Origin of the sequence: Streptomyces sp. NPDC058665, from assembly GCF_042714995.1 — a bacterium.
In the GTDB taxonomy this organism is placed as follows: domain Bacteria; phylum Actinomycetota; class Actinomycetes; order Streptomycetales; family Streptomycetaceae; genus Streptomyces.
Genome location: NZ_JBHXRX010000151.1, coordinates 1 through 1,205 on the forward strand (window position 1 = coordinate 1; position 1,205 = coordinate 1,205).

Here is a 1,205-nt window from a genome sequence, read left to right on the forward strand (position 1 = left end):
CACAGGAAACCACCCTGCGGGCACTTCGGCGCCTTGCGATGCACCGCACCAGACGCCCCGGCCTTATCCGCGAAGATCCACCGGACAGGACCTAGCCGACTTCGCTGCGGCTCGACGCCGTCGTCGGCGCAGTGCGCGATCACGATGTCGAAGTCGGCGGTCAGTGGCTCGAACTCGGTCTCGCCGACGTCGCGTTCGTCGGTGATCAGCTCGATATCCGGGTAGTCGGCCAGCCATCGCAGTAGTCCGGGGATGAGCATCTCTCGCGCGGAGTGGAACAAAGCGAGCCGGACGGTGCCGACCGCGGTTCGTCGGTACCTCTGCCATGTGGCCTCAGCCTCGGCGACCGCAACTGCCACTTGCGATCCGGCCTGAGCCAGCACCAAGCCGGCGTCCGTCAGCCGGACACCTCGGCCGGAGCGTTCGACCAGCGGGACTCCGCTGCGTTGGACGCTGCTCGCCATTCCGGTGCTGCTGTTCGTGCCAGGGCCTCAGGTGCAGCTGCCTTGGTTGTGCGGCGACGGTCTCGGCATCGGGGTGCTGCAATTCGGGTTCGTGTACGTCGGCACGGCGGCGGGAATGCCGTCCGGCCTGGCGGGACTGCTGCTGCAGTCGTCTGCGCCGTTCACCATGCTGCTGGCCGGGGTCTTCCTGCGGGAGAAGATCAGCAGGCGGCAGGTGATCGGGATCGGGGTGGCGGTGCTCGGGCTGGCGGCGATCATTGCCTTCCAGGCCCAGGCCCAGGCGCCGAAGCCGCTGCACCTGACGATGTGGATGTCGCTGTTCCCGCCGATCCCCATGTTCTTGCTGTCGCTGTTGTTCGAGGGGCCCGGACGGATCGCGCGTACGTTCACGACGCTCACCAACTGGTCGGCATGGGTTCCGGCGTTCGCCCTGCTGTACATCGTGATCTTCGCCGGTCTGGTCGCCTACGGCCTGTGGAATGCTCTGCTGGCCCGCAATCCCGCCTCGCAGGTGGCTCCGTATTCCATGATGATGCCGGCCTTCGGCGTAGCGGCATCCTGGATCATCCTCGGTGAAAGCATGACGGTGCTGCAGACAATCGTCGGCCTGGCCGTGATCGCCGGTGTGCTGTACGCCAGCCGGCCCTCTTAGAGGGCGGTTCGTGAGCATTTGACCGTACCTCGTCTTGGAGGGCGCTCATCAGCGGTTACTTCGAAAGGCGCTGTCCGGTGGGCCAGAGG

1 protein-coding gene and 1 pseudogene are annotated in these 1,205 nt (G+C 66.3%); one reads left to right on the forward strand and one right to left on the reverse strand.

The genetic code is table 11. The features are described from left to right. Positions 1-464: pseudogene (locus ACFWV8_RS38365) on the reverse strand (hypothetical protein); the annotation flags it as partial. Between the two features lie 4 nt (positions 465-468). Between ACFWV8_RS38365 and ACFWV8_RS38370 the strand changes: the two are divergent. Beyond that, a complete protein-coding gene (locus tag ACFWV8_RS38370) occupies positions 469-1,116 on the forward strand; it encodes an EamA family transporter (protein ID WP_384215109.1) in 648 nt (215 codons plus the stop codon). Positions 1,117-1,205 lie beyond the last annotated feature (89 nt).